We start from the raw sequence: 1578 nt of genomic DNA, 5'->3' as shown, positions 1-1578 counted from the left end.
CTTCCCGCCCTGCCCCATCGCGTGCGAGACGAGCGCGAGCTTCAGCACGTCGAACTTCTCCTCCAGCACGAAGCGGGCGCCCTCCGCCGCGAGCACCGACGCGGACGCGCTGCCGCCCAGCCCCAGCTTGTGGCCTCCAGGGCCCGTCGCGCCTGGCGCCACCGCGAGGTCGAGGCCGACGCTCGGCCGGCCGTGCGCGCGCAGGGCTTCGTCCAGCGTGAGCGCGACGAAGGAGAACCCCGCCGGCACATCGCGCTCCCACTTCACGCCCCGGGGCGTGGTGAGGCCCTGGAGCGTTCCCTCCTCCAGGCAGATGTGCACGCGCGAGTCCTGCCGCCTGCGCACATAGGCGGCCGTGCGGGGCGCCACCGCGGCGACGCGCGAGACGCCTCCCCACAGCACGGCGTATTCGCCGGAGACGAACAGCTTGCCGGGTGCGGAGAGCGCGCGCTCCATCAGAACAGGTGCTCCGACTGGAGGACCGCGTCCCCGCCGGGCACGCAGCGCACCACGTCCACCGCGCCGCACGCGCGGGCCAGCGCTTCCGCCGCGACCTCGTGCGCCGCGTCCGTCAGCAGCACCGGGTTGGGCCCCGCGTCGAGCGTGAACCACACCGGCACGCCCTTCTTGCGCTGCTCGCGCAGGTGCTGGATGAGCCCCAGCGTCGCCGGGCTCAGGTAGCAGAGCGGTGGGTCGGCCGCGAGCGAGGTGCTGTGCATGCGCCACGCATTGCGCTCGCACAGCTCACCCAGCGCCTCCAGGTCCTTCTTCGCGATGAGGTCGCGGGCGCGGGGCACTTCGGCCTCCGCGTCCTTCACCCACGCCGGGTAGTAGGGGCTCGTCTCCACCGTGGACTTCATGCCGTCGCGCGACTTCACTTCCTTCTCGCCGCGGTCGACGATGGCCACAACCATGCGCAGGTCCGGCCAGTGCCCCGCGTCGAAGCGCTGCACGGCATAGCTGTCCTCGCCGTCCTCGCGCTCACCGCGCAGCCACTCGCAGAAGCCGCCCTGGACGCTGCGGCACGCGGAGCCGCTGCCCCGTCTCGCGAGGATGCTGGAGGCGCGCGTGTCCGCCGGCAGCCCCGCCGCCTGACGCCCCGCCACCGCCAGCGCCGCGAAGCCCGCCGCGCTGCTGGCGAGCCCCGCCGCCATCGGGAAGTCGCCGCGCGACACCACCTTCGCGGGGCCCAGGTCGCGGCCCGCCTGCACGCGCACGGCGTCCAGCAGGCGCAGCACGCGGTCGCGCTCGCTGCCTTTGGCGACGTGGCCGTGGAGCTCCACGTGGTCGGACGCGGCGCCGAACTCCACCGTGGTTGTCACGTGGATGGGCGACAGCGTGAGCGACAGGCTGGACTGGTGCGGGAGGATGAGCGCGTCGTCGCGCTTCCCCCAGTACTTCACGAGGGCGATGTTCGGATGCGCCCGGACGGTTGCTTTCATGAGAGGACTCCCTGGGCCCGCGGTCCCGCCAGCTGGCTGGCGAAGCAGCGCACGCCGTCGCGCGTCAGCTTCGCGACCACGGGCTCCGGTTCGAGGAAGAGGCCGATGACGGCGCCCCCGTCGCCACCCGCCCCCG

General features: G+C 73.6%; 1 protein-coding gene and 2 pseudogenes. All 3 read right to left on the bottom strand.

Annotated features, from left to right (window positions below):
• Positions 1-456: pseudogene (locus tag D7V97_RS42935) on the bottom strand (phosphomevalonate kinase); the annotation flags it as partial.
• Positions 456-1442: a diphosphomevalonate decarboxylase gene (mvaD, locus tag D7V97_RS42930; protein WP_120616258.1), complete on the bottom strand. Its 987-nt coding sequence runs from the start codon at positions 1440-1442 to the stop codon at positions 456-458. The gene mvaD and the pseudogene D7V97_RS42935, both read right to left, overlap by 1 nt.
• A pseudogene (locus D7V97_RS46915) lies at positions 1439-1578 on the bottom strand (mevalonate kinase); the annotation flags it as partial. The gene mvaD and the pseudogene D7V97_RS46915, both read right to left, overlap by 4 nt.

The organism is Corallococcus sp. CA053C, assembly GCF_003611675.1.
Lineage (GTDB): Bacteria > Myxococcota > Myxococcia > Myxococcales > Myxococcaceae > Corallococcus.
The sequence above is the reverse complement of the archived record's forward strand: the minus strand, read 5'-3'. Positions and strand labels throughout refer to the sequence as shown.